Here is a 22,551-nt window from a genome sequence, read left to right on the forward strand (position 1 = left end):
AATGGTGCCAATTGAAATCGATCTGCGGTGACCTGCTGCTCCAGCGTCTGGGGTCCGACGGCCTTGCGGCGTTTGGCAAGCCGCTGAACCGGGGGCTTTACGAGTGCATTCGCGGGGCCATTCTCGACGGCACTTTGGCACCGGCCACCCGACTGCCCCCGCAGCGCGACCTGGCGGCGGAACTGGGCCTGTCGCGCAATACGGTGATGTTCGCGTACGAGCAGTTACTGGCCGAGGGCTATCTGCGCGCCCGCACTGGCAGCGGCACGTTTGTGGCCGATACGGCGCCCGAAAGCTACCTCGACGCGACCGCCGCCACGGTGGCGGAGGCCGGCCCGCGCGAGATGCCGGGGCTGTCTGCACGAGGCCGCCGGTTGATCGAAAACGCCTCGGCATCGCCCACGCAGTGGGGTGCCTTCATGCCGGGCGTGCCGGATCTGCGCCGGTTTCCACATCGGCGCTACTCCCAGATTTCGGCGCGCCTGTGGCGCAATCCCCAGCCGGAATGGCTCAGCTACAGCCATGGCGGCGGTTTGCCGGCGTTGCGCGAAGCCGTGGCAACGCACTTGCGCGTAGCGCGCTCGGTACGTTGCGACGCCGGTCAGGTGCTGATTACCGAGGGCATCCATCAGGCCATCGACCTGGTGGTTCGCCTGCTGGGCTCGCCCGGTGACCAGGCGTGGGTGGAAGAGCCCGGCTACTGGGGCATCCGCAGCGTGCTGCAGGTGGGCGATATCGGCATGGTGCCAATGCCCGTGGACGGCGACGGGCTGACGCTGCCCGACACCGATGCGATTGGCGACGCTCCCCCGCCGCGCTTTGTCTTCGTGACACCCTCGCACCAGTATCCGATGGGCGCGGTCATGAGCCTGAAGCGCCGTCGCGCGCTGCTGGAGTTCGCGCGGCAGCACGGCAGCTGGATCGTCGAGGACGACTACGACAGCGAGTTCCGCTTCTCCGGGCAGCCCATCCCGTCGCTGCAGGGGATGGAGCCCGATGCCCCGGTGATCTACATCGGCACGTTCAGCAAGACGCTGTATCCGGGGCTGCGCATGGGTTACCTGGTCCTGCCCCGCGCCCTGGCCGCGTCGTTCCAGACCGCGCACGCCGACCTGTATCGTGCCGGCCACCTGATGACGCAGGCGACGGTGGCCGAGTTCATGCAGGCCGGCGACTATGCCGCGCATATCCGGCGCATGCGCCCGCTCTATGCCCGGCGCCGCGCGATGCTGGCCGACCTGATCGAGCGTTACCTGGGCCCCGCCGCCCTGAACCGCCTGGGCAGCAATGCGGGCCTTCATCTGATATTGCGGCTGCCCGACGACGCGGATGACGTTGCCATCGCAGCCACGGCACGCGAGCGGGGCATCATCGTTCGCCCGCTGTCGCGCTATTACCTGGGGCAATCCGTCCAGAAGGGCCTGCTGCTGGGCTACGCCTGCGTGCCCGAGGAACATATCGGCCCGGCCTTCGATGTGCTGCTGGGCTGTCTGCCAGGCCGCAACCGGCTGACGGGCATTTAAGCCGGCCAGCGGCCACGGCAATTACCTACAATCCATTGGCAATACTGTGGCGGATGCCGTCCGCCCGCCGGACACAAGCGGACTACCCTGGGGAGCAGAGCGATGGGGCTGATCGGATGGATGCGCGAGCGAGCCACGCACGCGGACGAACACGACAGGCACGCATTGGCGGAACTCGCCGAGCGCGTCACCCGGCTCAATCCCCGGCTGCGGCTGATATCGCACTATGAGCGCCAGTTGCGACCGGCCCTGGCCCAGGCCCTGACGCACGTGCGCACGCTGGTCCACGACGTGCCCGCCGCGCGCGACGCCAGCGACCACGCATGGGGCATCGATCCCTATATCCACGCGTTTTTCGGCACCCCGCACGACGTGGCACTGACCTTCAGCCGATCCCCCGAACTGCGCGACTACTTTGCCGCATCGCCCGCCACGCAGACGGCCACCGCCGTGCTCGGCATGACCATGACCGAGCGGCGCACACTGGGGGTGGCGCTGGAAGGCGATGTGATGCGGTCCGATGTGCCCCAGACCAATATCAGCTTCGGCGAGCACCGCGTGACGATCATCGCCGATTCGGATGCCACGCTGCGCGACGAGATCGTGCGCCGGATGTTCGATCAGCTGGCGCTGGAGTCACTGGCCCGCTTTACGGCAGGCAAGTCGCGCCGCGACGAACTGGACCGCGAGCAGGCCCTGCTGGTGACTCGGCTGCGACTGTTCGAACGCCAGGGCACAGGGATGCGGTCAGTGGTGGGGGGCGATGCGCCGGTCAGCGCGGCCGAGGCCACGTCACTGCGCGAGCAAATTGCCAGCAACGAACAGGCACTCGCCCAGCTGCCTGCTGCGGCGGGCACCCTGGAACGGCAGCTCGAATGCCTGACCGAAACGCTTGCGGACGCGCCTGCCCGATTTTCGATCGCACACCGCCCGCTGCGCCTGAGCGCCACGAATGTGCTCCTGGAGCCGGACAGCACGACGCCCGCCAGCGACATCGAACTGCTGACGGCCCATGTGCCGGGCGATCCGCCGCTGGTGCGCGCGTTCACGCTGGTCAACTTCGCACGTGGCGACATGGTGTCGCAGCGCGCCCTGCTGGACGAAGCCGAACGCTATCTCTGAAGGCCCGGCATCCAACAGCCGCTACAGGGCCACCGGGCTGGCGCTGGCGCCGTTGACCGCCTCCGGCACGAAGCGCCCCAGCACGTGGCCGGACATGCCCTTGGCAAGCTCCTCTTCGCCATAGAACACGGTGCCCAGCCCTTCCTTGCGCAGCAGCTTCGATTCGTCCTCGCTATGGGTGCGCAGGACCACCTCGACATGCGGATTGAGCGTCCGGGCGGTCTCCACCATCTGCCGCACGTACAGCGGCTCGGGCACGGCCACAACCAGCATGGCGGCATGGGCGATATGCGCCTGGATCAGCACGGCCGGATCGGCCGCATTGCCGGACACCGCCGCAAAGCCGGCCTTGCGCAGTCCTTCCACCAGTTCGCGGTTCTCGTCGGCAATCACGAACGGAATGCCGCGCTCCTGCATCGCCTTGGCGATCCGGCGCCCCACGCGCCCGTAACCGACCAGCACCACCTGGCCCTGCAGATATTTGCGCTCGGTGGTGACAGGCAATTCGGCATACGGATCGCCCCGCTGTTCGAGGTTGCGGGCAATCGCCGAACGCGCCAGGATCCAGCGCCGCACCGGCTCCAGCGCGGCAAACAGCAATGGATTCAGGGCAATGGAGATCAGCGCGCCGGCCAGGATCAGGCTCATGCCCTCTGCCGGCAACAGGCCGAGCGTCACACCGAGCCCGGCCAGGATGAACGAGAACTCGCCAATCTGCGCCAGGCTGGCCGACACCGTCAGCGCCGTATTGAGCGGGTAGCGGAACGCCAGCACCAGCGCGAACGCGGCCAGCGACTTGCCCACCACGATCACGGCCACCACCGCCAGCACGTGCAGCGGCTGCTCCACCAGGATCTCCGGCTTGAACAGCATGCCGACGGAAACGAAGAACAGCACCGAGAACGCATCGCGCAGCGGCAGCGATTCCTCGGCTGCCCGATGACTGAACTGCGATTCGCGCATCACCATGCCGGCAAAGAAGGCGCCGAGCGCAAACGATACGCTGAAGATTTCGGCCGCACCGAAAGCAATGCCGATTGCCACCGCCACCACGGCCAGCGTGAACAGCTCGCGCGAGCCGGTCTTGGCGACCTGCCACAGCAGCCACGGCAGCACCCGCCGCCCCGCAATCAACATCAGCGCGATAAAGGCCACCACCTGCAGCAGCGTCTGGAACACCGTCATGCCGATCGACTGCGACGCCTGTGCTTCCGCATTCACGGTCCCGCCCAGCAGCCCGGCCAGCGGCGGCAGCAGCACGAGCACCAGCACCGTCGCCAGATCCTCCACCACCAGCCAGCCCACCGCGATACGGCCATTCATGGTTTCGAGCACGCCACGGCTTTCCAGCGCCTTCAGCAGCACCACCGTACTGGCGCAGGACAGCGACAGCCCGAAGATCAGCCCGGTGCCCCAGTGCCAGCCCCAGCCCCAGCCGATGGCCATGCCCAGCAGCGTGGCGATCCCCATCTGCACCACCGCGCCGGGTATGGCGATGCGCTTGACGGCCAGCAGATCGCTCAACGAGAAATGCAGCCCCACGCCAAACATCAGCAGCATCACGCCGATCTCTGAAAGCTGGGCCGCCAGATGGACGTCCGCGACAAAGCCGGGCGTGCCGGGACCAATGATGATGCCCGACACGAGGTAGCCGACCAGCGCCGGTATCTTCATGCGCTCCGCGAGGAATCCGAGCACAAGCGCGATACCAAAGCCTGCGGCAAGCGTGGTGATGAGGGTCAGGTTGTGATCCATGGGTCTGGGGCGTCTGGGAAGGTCGGCGGCAAAGGGGCGTCCACGAATTGTAACTGCCATGCCTGCATCGCATCGCGAACGTTTGCATGGCATGCGTGACCCGCCCCTGGGCCACGGCAAGGCCGCCACGGGGCATTGGCGCGGTCGGGCTACCGGGCGCCAGGTTCGCCGTTCTCGATGATCGGCCGCAGCAACGTAAAGTCGTTGGGATAGAAAGGCGGCACCGACGAAGGGCTTTTCTTGCGCGCCACCTCCACAAACGGACGGTCAGCCTCGATATCAAGCATCAGGTCGAACCGTTTGACGCCGGCAGCCTTGGCGCGTTCCACATCGCGCTCACTCTTGGCGCGATAGGCGATGGTCCGCATCAGCAGGTCATAGAGCAGCCGGGGCCGGCGCTCGACCGCCAACTCTGCATCGTGGCGGCGGCTTGCCAGCACCGCCTGCCACAGCGCGGAGTCTTCCAGGCCGGCGGTGTGCTCCACCAGCGCAACCAGTTGCACCTTGCCGGTGCGCGGCGAATACTCGACACGCTGGGCATCCAGGAACGCGCGGATATCCGCCACTCGCTGGCCCAGCAGTTCCTCGGTCCGGGTCTTGGCCTTCTGGGGCTGGTCGATGTCGGTCCAGTGCGACGGGAAGGCGCCCATCTCGGTGAAGATCGCCGTCCAGTCGTCATACTCGGTCCAGGTCCAGTCGCGCCCCCTGAAATACCCCGAATACACCTGCTCGAAATAGCCCGCCATGTTCAGGCCGTCGGAGCCGCTGCGCTTGACGATGGCCAGAATTTCCGCGGCGTCGGCATCGGAGATGCCAACCACGCGCTCCATCACGCGATTGAATACGCGCTCATAGGAACTGGTTGTATCCTGAACATACGGTGCAGGCGGCGCAGCCGCCGGCGCCGGCCTGGCTTCGGCCGGGCCGCGTCGGGCCTTGCGAAAGAATTTGAATACTCCCACTTTTCTTATGTGTGCCACTGGCAACACTATATCGGTTGATCCGTGACATTTTTGCATATTTGCAAGAAAAGCGAGGCGGCGATGCGATCTGTCGATGGTCGAGCCAGGCAGGCGGAGCTTTCGTTGTTCCAGCGCGCCTTGGCAGCACTGATGCTCGCCTGCGGGGGCCTGTACCCGGCCAGCGCGCCAGCCATGGCGTTCCGCATCTACCACCAGCCCGAGCTGAATCGCAGGATGGTGATTGGCGAGGGCCGCATCGAGGATGGTGACGCCGGCAAGTTCCAGGCGGTAGCCAGGATCGCCGACCGCGACGACGAAGGCCTGATCACGCTGATTCTGGACAGTCCCGGCGGCAACGTGGAGGCCGCCTTCCGGCTCGTCGACGCCATGGACAAGGTGCGCGTCTACACAGTGGTGCCGGACAGCGCCCGGTGCGCTTCGGCGTGTGCGTCCATTGTCTTTGCCTCCGGCGAACGCCGCAGCATCCTGGGGTCCGGACAGCTGGGGTTCCACAGCTGCTACAAGCGCCAGGGGGCCGCCCTGCTGTCGGATTCCCTGTGCAATGAAATCGTCGCGGCAAACGCCATGCAACGAGGCGTCACCCATGCCGCCATCAATCGCTTCGTGGCGGACCACGGCGCCCATGACATGGCCTGGGTGGGCCGCAACGCGGTGTGCCGGTCGCTGCAAGGGCTATGCAAGCCGGGGCGCATCGAAAGCAGGACAGACACCCACGCGGCGCTGACGCGCAGCTTCGACTGCAGCCGGCTCACGTCCATGGCGTCGCAACTGGTATGCGGCGATGCCGATCTGGCGCGCGCCGACAAGGAGCTTGCCGATCTGTATGGCCGCAAGCTTGCGTCCACCGCCAACAAGACGCGCATCAGGGACGACCAGCGCGCCTGGATGCGCGACGAACGCAACCGGTGCAGCGACAAGGCCTGCCTGCAGCGCGCCTATCGCAGCCGGATCGAGGCGCTGAAGCGGGCGTAAGCGCCGCGCAATCGGCCGCAGGCGGGCGGGCGATCCGCCCGCGCCGCAGTCAGGGTCCGCCTAGTACTTGATATCGCGCGCAGCCTCCCGGCCGCCCTGCTTGGTCTGCCGCTTGTCCTGCCGGCATGCCGAATTGCTCTTCTGGTCAGCGGCGCGGCAGTCCTGCTTGGTCTCGCGCGCACCCTGGCGCGTGTCCTGGCGCACGTCGCGGCCCTGTCGGCGTTGCTGGGCCTGCTCGGTGCCCCACGCCGGGGCCGTGGGCAGCGCAACCAGCAGCGCCAGCCCTGCCAGCACGCACGCCCTGGCACGACGGCTTGTCCGGGCTTTTCCCTCGAATCTTGCTTTCAGCATCACTGTTGCCTCGTCGGAAGTGAAAAATCGAAGCCCTGGCGGTCATGGCTTGCGCAGTGCTTCCAGTGCCTCGGGCCGGATCAGTTCCAGCCCGCGTGCCGCGTTGAACCCGTGGATCTCCTTGACGTCCAGCTTGCGCATGAACGCGATGGTCTCCGGCGTGATCACCTGACCGGGCACCATGATCGGAAAGCCCGGCGGATAGGGAATCACGAACTTGGCCGACACCAGTTCCGGCCCCTCGGCCAGCCGCTGGTCGATCAGCGGATCGTTGAGCTTGATGTATTCGCAGCATTCGGACCGGTAGGCCAGGTAATACGCGGTACGCATATCCCCTTCAGGCGTCGCGCTCCGGCTGTCGAGCCGCAACGCGTTATGGAAGCGGCTGAAGTTCGGCAGGTCGGGCACATCCTCCACCAGCGACTTGACGCGCGCCGCAAACGTCGCGCGCTCGTTTTCGCCGCCCTCTTCCAGCCGGCGGTCGATGTCGCGCGACAGATCGGCCAGCGCCTTGATCAGATGCGCCAGGTCGCTGCGCGTGTTGTTGATGTTGATCTGCACCAGCACGCTGTTGCGCGACGTCTTGTTGATCTGGATATCGTACTTCTCGGCCAGCAGCCCCTTGAACTGGGTGCCGTCGTAGCCAGCATTGCCGCACAGCAGCGTGATGCGGGTGGGATCCAGGAAGAATTCGTCCTCGCGCATCGCCTGCGCGGTATCTGCCAGCGTCTTGCCCGGCATCGCGTAGTCGGCGTACCCAGATGCCCGGTACACCTCGGGAATCATCTCCGCCGGGGTCGCCGCGCGGAAGTACTTCGAGATCAGCGGATGTTCGTTGATCTCCTGCCGCATTTCGATGGCCAGCTGCAGCGCGCGCTGCACCAGTTCATAGCCTTCCAGTTCCATCTGACGGCGTGCCAGGTCGATCGACGCGATGATCTGCAGGTTCGGTGACGTCGACGTATGGGTGAAGAACGCCTCCTTGAACGGCGCCTCGACCTTGTGGAAGTCCTGGTCGGCCACCACGATGATCGACCCCTGCCGCAGCGCCGACATCGACTTGTGAATCGAATCGGTCTCGTACACGCGCACGCGCGTCACGTCCGGGTCGGGCAGCAGCGGCATGTCCAGCAGGCGGGCGTCCGTATCGGGAATATCCTTCACCGATGCCTTGAACGTCTCGTACTGCTCGCGGTAAGCCGGGTCACGCATCATCTTGCGCACCTTGTACGCGGCACCCATGGCGGTGCGCATGCGCAGCAGCGGCGAGAACCGCGCGTAGCCGAACCACGCCTCGTCCCACAGGAAGATCAGGTCGGGCTTGATCGCCAGGCACTCCAGCATGGTGCGCCGCACGTTGGCGATATGGCCGTCGAACGTGCAATTGGTCAGCACCAGCATTCTTGCGCGATCGAGCTTGCCTTCGGCCTTCAACGCCAGCAGCGCCTGCTTGATGGGACGGATCGCCAGGCTGCCGTACATCGAATACTGGGTCAGCGGATAGGCGTCGATGTAGAGCGGCTGCGCGCCGGCCAGCACGATGCCGTAATGGTGCGACTTGTGGCAGTCGCGGTCGATCAGCACGATATCGCCCGGCGACAGCAACGCCTGGTGGACGATCTTGTTGGCCGTGGACGTGCCATTGGTCACGAAGAAGCTGCGGTCGCCGCCAAACGCGCGCGCAGCCTTTTCCTGCGCCCGCTTGATGTTGCCGGTGGGCTCCAGCAGGCTGTCCAGGCCGCCGGTCGTGGCCGACGATTCCGCCAGGAACAGGTTGGCGCCATAGAACTCGCCCATATCGCGAATCCAGTTCGACTTGAAGATCGACTTGCCGCGCGCCACCGGCAGCGCATGGAACGTGCCGATCGGCTTCTGCGCATAGTGCTTCAGGTTGTCGAAGTACGGCGTCTCGTAGCGGTCCTTCACGCCCTCCTGGATCGCCAGGTGGATTTCCATCGGTTCCTCGGCCCCATAGAAGATGCGCCGGATCGGCGCTGCCTCTTCCGAACCCGCCAGATGGCCGACGTCACGGTCGGTGGACAGGTACACGTCCAGTTCGGGCCGCAACCGCCGTATCACGCGTGCCAGCGTTGCACCCGTATCGCCAGCACCCGCATCGGTGCCCACCGGCGTGTTGCGCGTAATGATCTCGCGCAGGGCGGGCGACGTGAACTGCGAGGCAAACACAAAGCCGTCGACAATCACCACCGCTTGCAGGTTGTAGTTGAAGATGGCGGCCAGCAAGGCGTCCTCGAAGCTGCCCACCACGACGGTCTCGCACACGAACTGGTCGTCCTCGCGCCGCAGCCGCCGGAACGACGTGCGCAGGTCGTCCCACGTGGACGGCTCGCCTGCGGCGACGATCAGCACCTCGAAATACGGCTTGCGGCTTTGCCCCCTGCCGATCGACGGCGGCAGGAATTCCGGTAGCCGCGTCTCGCCCTCTTCCTCGACCAGCCACGCTTCGTGGCCGTCACGGTAGCTGTTGGACAGCAACGCGGTGCTGATGCGCCCCACCAGGCGCGCGAGCGCGTTCCAGTCGCGCTCGGCGAACCGGGTCTCCACCTGCGCGAAGATCTGTGTACCCGGATAGCCATTCAGCTGCTCCAGCGGCCGCAGCTCGTCCAGCACGTCGCGACACGGCCCCATCCACGATTCCGCCTGTTGCGGCGCCGCGGCCAGCGACTTTGCCAGCCGGTGCAGGGTACGCCAGCGGTCGATCCGGCCTTCGGATGCAGCCAGAAACTGGTGAAGGTCCCGCTTCGATGTCTGCTGGTCCACTTCCATGTTCTGTCTCCGGAAAATCGGCGTCGTGGCCGGGATTCTTGCGCGCAAATGCCTGCGTGACGGCGATGCAGTCAATCAGAGAATTTGGCAGCCGGCGCCCTTTTTTCCATTGGACCTTGGCCTAATCCTGCCCGCAAATGCCGGGCAAATCCCTTCCAGTAGCCCTTTGGCCCAATTGAGCACACACGCTCTGCAGACTAGGTTGTGTATCTGGGAATAGTGCGTGGCACCTGCGCGCGATTTTTCCTGATCGCCAAGATGCCCATCCATCACGCGGCTCGCGACAAGCGCCCCAAAGGGCAGCCGATTTCGCGCCGCAACATTCGACCGAACCGGAGACACACGATGAGCAAGCGGGATACTTCCAAGCTGGCCAGCCTTTCGCCATTCGAGCTGAAGGACGAGCTGATCAAACTAGCCGGCAGTGTGTCCAACCGGCTCATGCTCAATGCCGGCCGCGGCAATCCGAATTTCCTGGCCACGGTGCCGCGCCATGGCTTCTGGCAGCTTGGCCTGTTCGCCATGCGCGAATCGGAGCGGTCATTCTCGTATCTGGCCGAAGGCGTCGGCGGCTTTCCACGCCGTGCCGGCATCGAGGAACGCTTCGATCTCTTTGCGCGCGAGCACCGCGACGTGCCGGGCGTCCGCTTCCTGGCCGGCGCCGTCTCCTACGTGCGCGACCAGCTTGGGCTCGATGGCGGCGATTTCCTCTACGAGATGTGCGAAGGCATCCTGGCCTGCAATTACCCGGTACCCGACCGCATGCTCCGGTTGACGGAAAAGATCGTCAAGCAATACATCCGCCGGGAAATGATCGGCAAGCATCCGTTCCTTGGGGATTTCGATCTCTATGCCGTGGAAGGCGGTACCGCGGCCATGACCTATCTGTTCAATTCCATGCGGGTCAATCACCTGCTCAAGGCCGGTGACACGATTGCGCTGGGTATGCCGATCTTCACGCCGTATATCGAAATTCCCGAGTTGTCCGAATATCACCTGACGGAATTGTCGATCGACGCCGACCCGGCCGAAGGCTGGCAATACTCGAAAAAGGAACTCGACAAGCTGCGCGACCCCAAGGTCAAGGCGTTCTTCCTGGTCAACCCCAGCAACCCGCCGTCGGTCAAGGTCAGCGACGAAAGCCTGAAATACATCGCCGAGATCGTCAAGGAGCGCCCGGACCTGATCATCCTGACCGATGACGTCTACGGCACGTTCGCCGACAACTTCGTGTCGTTGTTCGCCATGTGCCCGCGCAACACCATCCTGGTCTACTCGTACTCGAAGTATTTCGGCGCCACCGGCTGGCGGCTGGGCGTGATTGCCACGCACAAGACAAACCTGTTCGACGAAAAGCTCGCCAACCTGCCCAAGGACGAACGCGCCGGCCTGAACAAGCGCTATTCGTCGATCACCACCGACCCCGAGAAGCTCCAGTTCATCGACCGCATCGTGGCCGACAGCCGCACCGTGGCCCTCAACCACACCGCAGGCCTCTCCACGCCGCAGCAGGTGCAGATGGTGCTGTTCTCGCTGTTCTCCCTCATGGATACCGCCGAAAGCTACAAGAAAGCGATGAAGCGACTGATCCGCAGCCGCAAGGCCGCCCTGTACCGTGGCATGGGCGCACCAATGGCCGAGGTCGACGAAAACGTCGTCGACTACTACACCCTGCTCGACGTGGAACAGATGAGCCGCGAGGTGGGACCGGAGTTCGTCAAGTGGCTGCTCGAATCGATCCAGCCGCACGAACTGCTGTTCCGGCTGGCCGAGGAAGCAGGCGTGGTGCTGCTGCCCGGCGGCGGCTTTGGCACGCGGCATCCGTCCGGTCGCGTGTCGCTGGCGAACCTCAACGAAGAGGACTACGTCAAGATCGGCCGCTCGGTCCGCAAGCTGCGCGACGAGTACCTGGAGCGCTATCGCGAGACCGAAGGCGGCAAGGAGACCAAGTCGAAGAAGAAGTAATTGCGGTCACCTTGACCAGCCAGTCTCGCCGCAAACGCTGAGGTCCGATAACAGGAGGCAAATACCATGACCTGGTTTGTTGATACGCTCAAGGCCTACCCGGAGATCGCCATTTTCCTGGCACTGGGAATTGGCTACTGGGTGGGCGGAAAGAGCTTCAAGGGCTTCAGCCTTGGGGCTGTGACGTCCACCCTGCTGGTAGCCATCGTTATCGGCATCCTCGGCGTGAAGATTTCCGCGAACGTGAAGTCGGTCTTCTTCCTCATGTTCCTGTTCGCGGTCGGCTACGGGGTGGGTCCGCAATTCGTGCGCGGCATCGCCAGGGACGGGGTGCCGCAGGCGATCTTCGCAGTGATCCTGGCGGTGCTCTCGCTGGGGGCGTCGGTGGTGGCGGCCATGGTCGCCGGCTATGACCTCGGTTCTGCCGCCGGCCTGTTCGCCGGCTCGCAGACCATCTCGGCTTCGATGGGTCTGGCCACCGATGCCATCAACCGGCTGGGGCGCTCGCCGGAAGAGACCAAGATGCTGCTGGACGGCATGCCAATCGCCTATGCGGTGACGTACATCTTCGGTACCGTCGGGTCGGCCATCATCCTGGCCCAGATCGGGCCCAAGCTGCTGGGCATCGACCTGGTGGCCGCGTGCAAGGAGTACGAGCAGATGCTGGGCGCTGGCTCATCGGCTGGCGGGGGCACCGAATGGCATGATTTCGAGGTGCGCGCCTACTCCGTGGCACCCGACAGCCAGTTCATCGGCAAGTCGGTTGGCGAGCTTGAAGCGGGCACGCACGACGGCGTGCGGGCCTTTATCGAGCGCATCCGGCGCAACGGCAAGATCATCGAGGTTGACCAGCACACGCTGATCGAACCGGGCGACGTGGTAGCCATCGGTGGCAAGCGCGACCAGATGATCCTGCGCCTGGGCCCGAGCGGCCGCGAGGTCGAAGACGCGGAGCTGCTCAATATCCAGACCGAAGGCGTCGACGTCTACATCACCAACAAGGAGGTGGACGGCAAGCCGCTGCAGGAACTGGCGCGCTGGCCTGGCGCGCGGGGTGTGTTCCTCAAGAAGATCAAGCGCGGCCCGACCGAGACCGTGATTCCGGTGCTGCCCAAGACCCAGCTCTATCGCGGCGACGTGATCACGCTGGTGGGGCGCACGCAGGATATCAACGCCACCGCCAAGCAACTGGGCTACGTGGACCGCCCCACCACGGTCACCGACGTCGCCTTTGTCTCGCTGGCGATAACGGTTGGCGCGCTGATCGGCGCCATCGTGATCCATGTGTCGGGCATTCCGCTGACCATTTCGACGGCGGGCGGTTCGCTGATCGCCGGCATCATCTTCGGCTGGTTCCGGGCAATTCATCCCACGTTCGGCCGCATTCCCGAGCCGACGCTCTGGTTCATGAACTCGGTCGGCCTGAACGTATTTATCGCGGTGGTGGGCATCTCGGCGGGGCCCGGCTTCATCGCCGGCCTGCAGAAACTGGGCGTGAGCCTGTTCCTGTGGGGCATCTTCGCCACCGCCGTGCCGCTCATCATCGGCATGTTCCTGGCGAAGTTCGTGTTCCGCTTCCACCCGGCGCTGATCCTGGGCATCTGTGCCGGCGCGCGTACCACCACCGCGGCGCTGGGGATGGTCTGCGAAGCGGCCAAAAGCCAGGTGCCGGGGCTGGGCTATACCGTCACCTACGCGGTGGGCAACACGCTTTTGACGATCTGGGGGATGGTGGTGATCATGATCCTTTCCTGATGAACTGGCTTCTGATCTTTGTTCCTGTTTCGATTGCAATCGAAATTTTTGCCGCCGACCGTCATCTCCTGATCTTTGCCGTCTCGGCCCTGGCGATCCTGCCGCTTGCCGGCAGGATGGGCCACGCCACCGAGCAGCTGGCGGAGCATCTGGGAGAAGGCGTCGGCGGGCTGCTCAATGCGACGTTCGGCAACGCCGCCGAGCTGATCATCGCGCTGGTGGCGCTGCAGGCCGGGTTGCACGAGGTGGTGGAAGCGTCCATCGTCGGCTCGATCGTCGGCAACATGCTGCTGGTGTTCGGCGCGGCCATGCTGGCCGGCGGCGTCCGCCACCACGAACAGCAGTTCAACCCGCGCGGCGCGCGGTCGCAGGCAACGATGCTGATTCTCTCTGCCGTTGCCCTGATCCTGCCGGCCACGTTCGAAGCCGTGGAAGGCGCCACGGTGTCGCTGCACCGGCTCAGCATTTCGATCTCGGTGGTCCTGCTGGCGGTCTACGCGCTCTACCTGGTGTTCTCGCTGATCACGCACCCGGCACTATTCCGGGCGGCCCCTGCACCGGCAGCGGCCGGCACCCAGCCTCAGCCCGATACACCCGCGCCCCGCGCATCGATAGGCCGGCCCATCGCCATGCTGGTGGTTGCCACGGCGGGCACCGCATGGATGAGCGAGATCATGGTCGGTGCCCTGGCACCCATGATGCAGCAGTACCGCCTGAGCGACATCTTCGTCGGGGCGTTCGTCGTGGCAATACTGGGCAATGCCGCCGAGCACGCCACCGCCATCACGGCCGCGCTGAACAACCGCATGGACCTGTCATTCTCGATCGCGGTAGGCTCCAGCGTGCAGGTTGCCCTGTTCGTGGCACCGGTACTGGTGCTTGCCAGCCTTGTCATCGGGCCTTCGCCGATGGACCTGGCGTTCCGCCCGGCCCTGGTGCTGATCGTGGCCCTTTCCGTGCTGGTCACCGCCCAGATGGCAAACGATGGCCACGCCGACTGGTTCAAGGGCGTACAACTGCTGGTGGTCTACTTCACGCTGGCGCTGACGTTCTTCTTCCTGCCGCACTAGCGCCGGGCATCACCAGCCACGGGTTTCGGGCAGCCGTCAGGAACCCTGGATGCCGCGCTTGCGGATGAAGTCACCCCAGACCTTCGACTCCGACATCGCACGCTGCTTGATGGCATCGGCGCTGCCCACCACCGGGAACAGATACAACGATGCCAGCCTGGCCTTGATCTGCGGATCGGCCAGTGCCGCCTGCACTGCGGTGTTGAGCCGGGTCACGATCCTGGGATCCAGGCCCGCCGGGCCCACCAGTGCGTACCAGCTTGGCATCAACGGCACATCGATGCCAGCCTCCTTGAGGGTCGGCACGTTCGGCAATTCCTTCACGCGCTGCTGCCCGACGATGGCTACCGGCACCACCGTGCCGCCCGTTACCTGCGGCAGCGCTGCGCCCAGCACGCTCACCATCGCGTCGACCTCGCCCGCCACCACGCCAGTCAGCGCCGGGCCAGAGCCCTTGTAGGCCACATGGGTCATCTTCAGGCCCAGCTTGTCCGCCACGACTTCCATGGCCAGGTGCGTGGAATTGCCCACGCCGGCGCTGCTGAACGTGAGGCCGCCCGGCTTGTGCTTCGCCTTGTCGATGAAGCCCTGCATCGACGTAATGCCGCTGGCCTTGCTGGCAACGATCACGAACGGCGTGTCAACCACCGGCGAGATGAACGTGTAGTCCTTCTGCGGGTTGTACGGCAGCGACGCATACAGGTGCGGGTTGAAGCTGATCTGCGACACGCCCGTCAGCAGCACGGTGTAGCCATCCGGTGCCGCCTTGGCTACGGTGCTCATCGCCACGATGCCGTTCGCACCGGGGCGGTTGTCCACGACAATGGACTGCCCCAGGTCTTGCGACAGCCGGTCACTGAGCAGCCGCGCCACCACGTCGCCGCCCGAGCCGGCCGACTGCGGCACGATCATGCGGATCGGCCGCGCCGGGTACGCATCCTGGGCCTGCACAGCGCCATGGCACAACACCGCCGAGGCGATGAACGCGGAAGCCATCAAACGTCGGTACATCAATACTCTCCAATCGAATCGAAGCCAGTCACGAAATATTCATGACGATGGTATGGATCTGCGCGACCCGCGACCAATACGGATTGTCGATGCCAACATAGGCCGGGGCTATGCCCTGGGCAAACCCTGAGACGACTGCCCATCCGTGGGGCCCCTGCGCACTATTGCAATGCAGCATCCCACCGCCAGGCACCGGCCTTGTGCCTGGCACGCAGGTTTTCACGCGCATTGGCGCACGGACGTCTGACGGGTCATAGGGCCGGCCTATGACCGGATCGGAATTTCGTCTTTCCGGAACCGGCGGGCCGCTCCGTACCATGGGGCCGTTATTCAGGCCCTTCCGCACAAGTACACCGTCATGTCCGACATCGATACCCGTGGCAACGCGTGGCTGACCCCGCCGTCCGCCTATCTGGCAAGCCGCCCGTCCGCCTTCTCCGTACCGGCCCAGCCGGCCTCCTGCTATCTGCCCATGCGCGACGGCTGCCGCCTGGCCGCCGACGTGTACCTGCCGCAGCCGCTGCCGGGCACCGCCGCTCCCGAAGCCTTCCCCACCGTGGTGATCTTCACGCCGTACTACCGGCGCTTCCGCCTGTCCCGGCAGGGCGCGGAACCGAGCCCCAACGGCGCCAAGTACCGCGATGCCTTCGTGCCCAAGGGCTACGCCGTGGTCGTGGTCGATGTGCGCGGCACGGGCGCCAGCTTCGGCACGCGCGACGCGCTGCGGTCGCCCACCGAACGCGACGACTACTACGAAGTGGCCGAATGGATTGCCAGCCAGCCATGGTCGAACGGCAGGATCGGCTCCACCGGCATTTCCTATCTGGGCGCCGCGGCCTGCTTCCTGGCCAGTACCGGCCATCCGGCGGTCAAGGCCATCGCGCCGCTGTTCTCGGTATCCGATATCTACAGCGAGCAGCTTTACCCGGGCGGCATGCTGTCCAAGGTCTGGGTGCAAGCCTATGACGAGCTGATGCTTGCACTGGACCAGGACCGCCGCGACCTGGTGGCCGGCTTTCCCTATTTCAACGACCCGACCTTCGAAGGCCCCGAGCGCACCGACGAAGACGCCGACGGCGCGCTGGTGGGCGCCGCGGTCGCCGAGCACCGCAACAATTTCACGCTGGCCGATCTGGCGCCCGAGTTCGCCTATCGCGATGGCGCCGCCTTCCATGACCCGTCGCTCGATTCCGGCAGCTGCAGCCCGTACCGGTATCTCGACGGCATCGCGCCCGACGTGGCCGTGTATTCGATCTCTGGCTGGTACGACGGCGGCGGCTACGCCAACGGCGCCATTACACGCTTCCTGTCGCTGCCGTCGCACGACAGCCGCCTGCTGCTGGGCCCCTGGGACCATGGTGCGCGTACCAACGTGTCGCCCTGGCGCGACCGCGCCGCGTCCGACTTCCCGCTGCTGGGCGAAGTGCTGCGCTTCTTCGACCATCACCTCCTTGGCCTGCCCACCGGCCTGGAACGCGAAGCGCGCGTGCATTACCACAGCATCCACGACAACCAGTGGCAACCGGCCGATGCCTGGCCGCCCGCCCCGGCCAGCACGCGGCTGCATTTGACCGATGGGGGGGTGCTGTCGGCCACACCGCAGCCAGGGGCCACCACGGCCACTACCCAGGTCAGCTTCGACTGGAGCACGGGCCGCCAGACGCGCTACGAGCGGCTGGGGGCCGCCAATATCGAGGACTACTACGCCGACTGGGGCCCGCACCAAGCGGCACTGCCCCATTTCGACTCGGCGCCTCTGGCATCGCCGATGGCGATTGCGGGCCATGTGGTGGCACATCTGCAGGTGGCGTCGTCGCAGCCCGACGCGGCGGTGTTCGTCTACCTATCCGAAGTGGAAGCCGATGGCACGGTGCGCTATATCACCGAGGGCATGCTGCGCGCGTCCCACCGGAAGACGGAACCCTGCCCTGCGGAGTACCGCACGACCTGGCCCTATCGCGCGCACCGCCGTGCCGATGCCGAACGGCTGATCCCCGGCGAGCCCGTCGCGCTGGACTTCGCACTGCTTCCGATGGCGTGGACGCTGGCGGCAGGCAGCCGGCTGCGGGTGTCCATCGCGGGTGCCGACCGTGGCCACTTTCCGCAGGTACCTCATGGCCGCCCACCTTTGCTGACCCTGCACCTTGGCAGCGGCGGCTGCCATATCGACGTGCCCGTAGCCGCGCAGGCAAGCGGCCGCTGACGCCGGGACGATGCCTGCCCCGGCACATGAAGTGCTAGAGTGGGCATCCCGTTCCCACGTTTTCGCAGTCATGGATTTCCGGCAGCTTCGCTATTTCGCGCGCATCGTCGAACTCGAGAGCATTACCGCCGCGGCCGATGCGCTGCATATTGCCCAACCGTCGCTGAGCCAGCACGTGGTCAACCTGGAGGCCGAACTGGGCGCCAAGCTGCTGGTGCGCGGGCCATTTGGCGCGCGTCCCACCGAGACCGGCCAGATCCTGTACCGGCACGCCAAGATGGTGCTGCGCCAGATGGAAGAAGCGCATGCGGCCGTTCGGCATGGCCGCGATGTGCCGTCGGGCCATGTCCGCGTGGGCCTGCCGACCAGCACGTCGCGCGTGCTGGCCGTGCCGCTGCTGCAGTTCGTCACGCGCAGCGTGCCGGACGTGACGGTCGAGATCGTGGAAGGCAGCAGCGCCGACCTGGCCGAACTTGTCACGGCGCAGAAGCTCGACCTGTGCATCGCCATGGATGCCCAGCAGCGTCCGAACATGCATCTCGTGCCGTTGCTGGACGAAGACCTGATGGCCGTAGGCCCGGCATCGGCGCAGCGCGACACGGCGCTGACGCTGGCCGAGATGGCCGCGTTGCCGCTGCTGCTGCCGAGCTTTCCCAATTCGGTACGGGTGCTGACCGACCGTGCCTTCGTGGCCGCCGGGCTCGAGCTGAAGCTTGTGGCCGAGACCAGCGCGGTGTCGGTGCTGCTGTCGGCGGTCAGCGCCGGCATGGGGTGGACCATCCTGCCCTGGAGCGCGCTGGCCACCGAACCGCCGCAGGCGTTCGCGTGCGTGCCGATCTCCGATTCGTCGCTGGTGCGCCGCGTGTTCCTCTGCGTGGCAGGCGCCGCACGGCTCAGCCTGGCCTGCAAGACGGTGGAAGACGCGTTGCTGAAGCTGATTGTCGATGCCATCGCAACAGGCGCCTGGAAAGGCGTCAGCCCGCTGGGCAGCCTGACGGCCGCCGGCACGTCAGCCGCCGCCGTCGATCCGCCCGGCCTCGCTGCGAAGCAGTGAGACAAAGTCGAGCAGCATTTCGTCGGCGCCGCCCCGCCGCCACACCGCCCCCACGGGCCCGAATGACCCCACATCGGCCAGCGGCAGGATGGAAACGAGCCCACGGCGCTGCAGGTGCGCAGCCATGGCGGCCGAACAGACGCCCACATGGTCGCTGGCGCGCACCACCGATTCCAGCACCACGATCGATCCTGTTTCGATCTTCGGCTTGATGCCGGCGCCACCGCGTTCCAGCAAGGTGTTTTCCAGCCGCACGCGCATCAGCGTGTCGCGCGGCGGCATCAGCCACGGAAAGCCGAATACGTCGGCCCAGCCGACGCTGCGTGCCGCCGCCAGCGGATGGTCCGGCCCGACCACAATCGCGATGTCGTCGGCAAACAGCACCTCGTGCTCCAGATGCTGGCCGTAGGCGCGGGCATCGATCGAACCCACCACCAGGTCGTACTCGCGCTCCTCCAGCCCGCTCAGCAGCGCGTTGAACACGCCTTCGGTCACCTGGAACGACACATCGGCATGGCGCGCCTGGAAGGCCAGCACGGCACGCGGAATCAGATGGGCGATACCCGCCGTCACACTGCCGATATGCACGCGCGCCACGTCGCCCTTTGCCAGCGACAGCAGCTCGGCGTTGGTCCGCCCTACTTCGCCCAGCACCCTTAGCGCCAGCTTGCGCACGGCCTCGCCGGCCGCCGTCAGCTTCATCTGCTTGCCGCGCAGCACCAGCTTCGTGCCGACCAGATCCTCCATCTCGCCCAGCCAGTGCGACATGGCCGACTGGGTCATGTGCAACCGCTGGGCGGCCAGCGTCAGCGTGCCAGCCTCGTGCAGGACCAGGAACGATTCAAGGTGACGCATCCGCAACCGGCGCGCCCAGGCCACGGTGTCCGGAGACTGCGACATGAACAAATACTCATACAAGGTTCGGAACATTTCATTGGCCGTTCCGCGCTTCCCGGGCGAATATTGACGCTTCTGCGGCCGCGGAACAATCCATGGAACCACTGATCAAGAAGGACACGACATGAGAAAAATCTCCATCATGGGGAAACTGCTGGCCGCGATGCTCGCAGTGGGTGCCTCGGCGCCGGGCTGGGCCTGCGGCGAAGCCGGGAGCACGCGGCCGATCAAGCTGGTGGTGTCGCAGCAGGCCGGCGGCAGCACCGATACGCTGGCGCGCATGTGGGCCGAAACCGCCTCGAAGGAACTGGGCACCACCGTGCTCGTGGAAAACAAGGCTGGCGCCGGTGGCGTGATCGCGGCCAAGTACGTGCTGTCCCAACCTGCCGATGGGTGCACGCTGTTCCTGGCCGGGGTCTCGCAGATGGTGCTGAACAAGTTCGCCTACGCCCCGCTGTCGTACAAGCCCGAAACCGACTTCACCCCCGTGTCGGTGCTGACCACGGTGCCGTTCGTGCTGGTTGCCAATCCGCAGACTGGCTTCCGCACCCTGGCCGATCTGGTGACTGCCGCCAGGGCCAAGCCGGGCAAGATCAATTTCGCGTCGTCGGGCAACGGCAATTCCACCCACCTGGTGGTCGAGCTGTTCCAGAAGAACCAGAACATCCATATGACGCACGTGCCATACAAGGGCGAGCCCGATGGCGTGGTCGCCACTGTCGGCGGGCAGACGCAGGTCATGGCGCCGGTGCTGAGCACGGCCATGCCGCAGATTCGGGCCGGCAAGCTCGTGCCGCTGGTGCTGTTCGCGCCGAAGCGGCTGCCAGACCTGCCGGACGTGCCAACGGCATCCGAACTGGGCCTGTCGGGGCTTGATGATCTGGGCTGGATGGGCGTGGCCGCCAAGGCCGGCACGTCGCCCGATGTCGTGAAGCGCCTGCACGCCGCATCGCAGGTCTTCCTGGCCGACAAGGGCACGCTGGAAAAGCTCAGGACCATGCAGGTGGTGCCAATGCCCGGCCCGTCCGGCATGCTGATGCAGATGACCGTGCGCGACACCGCCAAGGTGCAGGAAGCGCTGGGCTCCGTCGACTTCCAATCCAGGTAAGGACCCTCCCATGACGAATCCTGGAATGGTGGTCTGCCCGCAGCCGGAAGCGGCCGAGTCGGGCGTCGAGATCCTGAAGGCAGGCGGCAACGCCGTGGATGCGGCCGTGGCCTGCGCGCTGGCGCAGACCGTGGTCGATCCGCTGATGTGCGGCATCGCGGGCTTTGGCACCGGTGCGGTCTACATGCGCGACGCGCGCGCACACGAGTACTTCGACTTCCACGCCACGGCCCCAGCCAGCGCGCGGCCCGACATGTGGGCCGACCTGCTGGAGGGCGAGGCACGCGACGGCTTCGGCTTCTTCATCAAGGGCCGCCTGAACGATATCGGCTACCAATCGATCGCCACCCCCGGCACGCTGCGCGGCCTGGAAGCAATGCACGCGGCCCACGGCCGCCTGCCATGGCGCGAGGTGGTGGCACCGGCCATTGCCTGGGCCCGTGACGGCTATTTCGTGCGTCCCGGCATGCACGCGTTCTGGATGGACGAAGCCACGCTCGGCCGCGCCAGCAACCGCGAGCGGCTGGCTTTCAGCGAATCGGGCCGCCGCATCTACTGCCGCGAAGACGGCTGGCCGCGGCCCATCGGCGCACCCATCGTCAACCCCGACATGGCCGATATGCTCGACGTGATTGCCCGCGAAGGGGCCGATGCGTTCTACAGCGGGTCGATTGCCGATGCCATCGTCGCCGACATGCAGGCCAACGGCGGCCTGCTGAGCCGCCAGGACCTGGCCGACTACCGCGTGATCCGCCAGAAGCCGCTGTTCGGCCGCTACCGCGACCGTGTCATTGCCACCAACCAGCCGCCCGGTGGCGGTGCGATGCTGCTGGAGATGCTGCACGCGCTGGAGCAGTTCGACCTGGGCTCGATGCCGCACAACTCGCCCGAGTACCTGCGCATCGTCTGCGAAGTCATGAAGCAGGCCACCGTCGACAAGGACAAGCATCTGGGCGATCCGGCCTTCGTCGACATCCCGCTGGAACGCCTGCTGTCCGCCGAGCGCGCCGCGCAGACCGCCGCAGCCGTGCGCGCGCACGAGAAGGTGTCCGTCACGCGCGTCAACCCCGGACACGCGGTGCCGCGCGATACCACGCACCTGTCGGTGGTGGATGGCGACGGCAATTGTGTGTCGCTGACCCATTCGCTGGCGATGCCGTCGGGCGCCATCACGCCCGGCATGGGCTTCATGTACAACGGATGCATGGGCGTCTTCGATCCCCGGCCAGGCCGGGCCGGCAGCATCGCCCCGGGCAAGCGCCGCTTCACGTCGTCGTGCCCCACCATCGTGTTCCGCGACAACCAGCCCGAAATCGTGCTCGGCGCACCGGGCGGCACACAGATCGCCATGGGCGTGCTGCAGGTGATCCTGAACGCCGTGGACCACGGCATGCCGATCCAGGACGCCGTGTCGGCGCCGCGCTTCTCGTCGACCAGCAATGCCATCGACGTCTGCAACCGCATTCCGCGCGCGGTCTGCCGGCAGCTCGAACAGCAGGGCTACGAGGTGATCCGCAATCCGTACAACTACACGATCGGATGGGTGCATGCGGTGCATATCGACGGCACAGCGCTGCACGGCGGGGCCGACCCCGGGCGCGATGGGGTCGCCTACTCGACCGACTCGCTGATGTAAGGGCACCCGCCGGCCGCTCTGGCGGCGGGTTCAGGGCGCGTCCGGATCAGTCGCCGCGCCTTGCCAGCACTTCGTCGCGCGGCCCGGCATCGACCACCCGGCCAGCCTCGACCACCACGAGGGTGTCAAAGCGGGCCAGCAGGCTGGGCCGATGCACCGATGCGACGATGCAGGCCGACGGAAAGGCCGCGAACATGCGGTCGAATACGCGGCCTTCGGCCTGCGGGTCAAGCGCGCTGGTCGGTTCGTCAAGCAGCAACAGCGAACTGCCCTGCGCGGCCAGCGCCCCCCGCGCCAGCGCCAGCCGCTGCCGCTGGCCGCCGGACAGGTTGCCGCCGCGCTCGCTGAGCGGGCTCGCC

At 66.0% G+C, this 22,551-nt stretch carries 17 protein-coding genes; 10 read left to right on the plus strand and 7 right to left on the minus strand.

Annotated features, from left to right (window positions below; translation table 11 throughout):
- Positions 1 to 11: 11 nt before the first annotated feature.
- Both A9J21_RS13170 and A9J21_RS13175 read left to right on the plus strand, forming a co-directional pair.
- Positions 12 to 1,523 carry a PLP-dependent aminotransferase family protein gene (locus A9J21_RS13170; protein WP_066736241.1) on the plus strand — a complete coding sequence of 504 codons (1,512 nt, stop codon included), beginning with the start codon at positions 12 to 14 and terminating at the stop codon, positions 1,521 to 1,523.
- Between the two features lie 102 nt (positions 1,524 to 1,625).
- A complete protein-coding gene (locus tag A9J21_RS13175; protein ID WP_066736243.1) occupies positions 1,626 to 2,645 on the plus strand; it encodes a hypothetical protein in 1,020 nt (339 codons plus the stop codon).
- 21 nt (positions 2,646 to 2,666) lie between these two features.
- Here the strand turns inward: A9J21_RS13175 and ybaL are convergent, their stop codons facing one another.
- Positions 2,667 to 4,400, minus strand: a complete 1,734-nt coding sequence (gene ybaL / locus A9J21_RS13180; RefSeq protein WP_066736245.1) for a YbaL family putative K(+) efflux transporter — start codon at positions 4,398 to 4,400, stop codon at positions 2,667 to 2,669.
- Between the two features lie 149 nt (positions 4,401 to 4,549).
- Positions 4,550 to 5,230, minus strand: a complete 681-nt coding sequence (locus tag A9J21_RS13185) for a hypothetical protein (RefSeq protein WP_066736249.1) — start codon at positions 5,228 to 5,230, stop codon at positions 4,550 to 4,552.
- Between the two features lie 255 nt (positions 5,231 to 5,485).
- On the opposite strand from A9J21_RS13185, the gene A9J21_RS13190 reads away from it, so the two are divergent.
- Positions 5,486 to 6,355, plus strand: a complete 870-nt coding sequence (locus tag A9J21_RS13190) for an ATP-dependent Clp protease proteolytic subunit (RefSeq protein ID WP_231906912.1) — start codon at positions 5,486 to 5,488, stop codon at positions 6,353 to 6,355.
- A 60-nt stretch (positions 6,356 to 6,415) separates the two neighbouring features.
- Here the strand turns inward: A9J21_RS13190 and A9J21_RS13195 are convergent, their stop codons facing one another.
- Together A9J21_RS13195 and A9J21_RS13200 are read right to left on the minus strand one after the other, a co-directional pair.
- On the minus strand, positions 6,416 to 6,706 hold the full coding sequence (locus tag A9J21_RS13195; protein WP_066736252.1) for a hypothetical protein: 291 nt from the start codon (positions 6,704 to 6,706) through the stop codon (positions 6,416 to 6,418).
- 42 nt (positions 6,707 to 6,748) lie between these two features.
- Complete coding sequence (locus A9J21_RS13200) at positions 6,749 to 9,493, minus strand: decarboxylase (protein WP_066736254.1); 2,745 nt, start codon at positions 9,491 to 9,493, stop codon at positions 6,749 to 6,751.
- 345 nt (positions 9,494 to 9,838) lie between these two features.
- On the opposite strand from A9J21_RS13200, the gene A9J21_RS13205 reads away from it, so the two are divergent.
- From A9J21_RS13205 to cax, 3 genes are all read left to right on the plus strand, one after another.
- Positions 9,839 to 11,458 (plus strand): bifunctional aspartate transaminase/aspartate 4-decarboxylase, encoded by a 1,620-nt coding sequence (locus A9J21_RS13205; protein ID WP_066736256.1) that lies wholly within the window; start codon positions 9,839 to 9,841, stop codon positions 11,456 to 11,458.
- 66 nt (positions 11,459 to 11,524) lie between these two features.
- Positions 11,525 to 13,213 carry an aspartate-alanine antiporter gene (aspT, locus tag A9J21_RS13210; RefSeq protein ID WP_066736257.1) on the plus strand — a complete coding sequence of 563 codons (1,689 nt, stop codon included), beginning with the start codon at positions 11,525 to 11,527 and terminating at the stop codon, positions 13,211 to 13,213.
- Positions 13,213 to 14,283, plus strand: coding sequence for a calcium/proton exchanger (cax, locus tag A9J21_RS13215; RefSeq protein ID WP_082926405.1), 1,071 nt, complete (start codon positions 13,213 to 13,215; stop codon positions 14,281 to 14,283). The genes aspT and cax overlap by 1 nt, the downstream gene beginning before the upstream one ends.
- A gap of 36 nt (positions 14,284 to 14,319) precedes the next feature.
- On the opposite strand, the gene A9J21_RS13220 is transcribed toward cax, so the two are convergent.
- The gene (locus tag A9J21_RS13220; protein WP_066736258.1) at positions 14,320 to 15,294 is read right to left on the minus strand and encodes a tripartite tricarboxylate transporter substrate binding protein; all 975 of its coding nucleotides are present in this window, start codon (positions 15,292 to 15,294) and stop codon (positions 14,320 to 14,322) included.
- Positions 15,295 to 15,652: 358 nt separating this feature from the next.
- Here A9J21_RS13220 and A9J21_RS13225 point away from each other — a divergent pair, with 358 nt between their 5' ends.
- Positions 15,653 to 17,497 carry a CocE/NonD family hydrolase gene (locus A9J21_RS13225; protein ID WP_066736259.1) on the plus strand — a complete coding sequence of 615 codons (1,845 nt, stop codon included), beginning with the start codon at positions 15,653 to 15,655 and terminating at the stop codon, positions 17,495 to 17,497.
- Between the two features lie 70 nt (positions 17,498 to 17,567).
- On the plus strand, positions 17,568 to 18,551 hold the full coding sequence (locus A9J21_RS13230; RefSeq protein WP_231906913.1) for a LysR substrate-binding domain-containing protein: 984 nt from the start codon (positions 17,568 to 17,570) through the stop codon (positions 18,549 to 18,551).
- Here the strand turns inward: A9J21_RS13230 and A9J21_RS13235 are convergent.
- Entirely contained in the window at positions 18,507 to 19,451 is a 945-nt protein-coding gene (locus A9J21_RS13235) for a LysR family transcriptional regulator (RefSeq protein WP_066736261.1), read from the minus strand. The genes A9J21_RS13230 and A9J21_RS13235 overlap by 45 nt on opposite strands.
- A 121-nt stretch (positions 19,452 to 19,572) precedes the next feature.
- Between A9J21_RS13235 and A9J21_RS13240 the strand changes: the two genes are divergently transcribed.
- Positions 19,573 to 20,556 (plus strand): tripartite tricarboxylate transporter substrate binding protein, encoded by a 984-nt coding sequence (locus A9J21_RS13240; RefSeq protein ID WP_066736263.1) that lies wholly within the window; start codon positions 19,573 to 19,575, stop codon positions 20,554 to 20,556.
- 10 nt (positions 20,557 to 20,566) lie between these two features.
- Positions 20,567 to 22,192 (plus strand): gamma-glutamyltransferase, encoded by a 1,626-nt coding sequence (gene ggt / locus A9J21_RS13245; RefSeq protein ID WP_066736270.1) that lies wholly within the window; start codon positions 20,567 to 20,569, stop codon positions 22,190 to 22,192.
- Positions 22,193 to 22,238: 46 nt separating this feature from the next.
- On the opposite strand, the gene A9J21_RS13250 is transcribed toward ggt, so the two are convergent.
- Positions 22,239 to 22,551: ATP-binding cassette domain-containing protein (locus A9J21_RS13250; RefSeq protein ID WP_156545851.1), on the minus strand; the 313-nt coding region annotated here is incomplete at its 5' end.

The organism is Cupriavidus sp. D384 (assembly GCF_001652915.1).
In the GTDB taxonomy this organism is placed as follows: Bacteria; Pseudomonadota; Gammaproteobacteria; order Burkholderiales; family Burkholderiaceae; genus Cupriavidus.